1 protein-coding gene is annotated in these 294 nt (G+C 34.4%); it reads left to right on the top strand.

Annotated features, from left to right (window positions below; genetic code table 11):
• On the top strand, nt 1–294 hold a 294-nt coding region (locus tag ACEO2X_RS14375), incomplete at both ends, for a transposase (protein WP_371972200.1).

Below are 294 nucleotides of genomic sequence, written 5' to 3'. Positions count from 1 at the left end.
ATATGGACTTGGTTAGCTATTTTTGGTCAGGCAAACACCACCGATCCGTCAAGGGTATTAATCTCATTACCTTGTATGCGACAGATCAGAATGGTCAAAATATTCCAATTAATTTCCGAATTTATGACAAATCTGAAAGTAAAACCAAGAATGATTACTTTATGGAGATGTTAAGTGAAGTACTCAGTTGGGGTGCAAAGATTCAATTTATTACAGGTGATAGTTGGTATTCATCGACTGGAAATCTAAAAACCATAAGAAAATATGGTATTCGATTTATGTTTGGTATCGACT

Source organism: Acinetobacter sp. AL9 (genome assembly GCF_041464035.1).
Classification (GTDB): Bacteria; Pseudomonadota; Gammaproteobacteria; order Pseudomonadales; family Moraxellaceae; genus Acinetobacter; species Acinetobacter towneri.
This window is presented reverse-complemented; position numbering and strand designations above follow the sequence as displayed.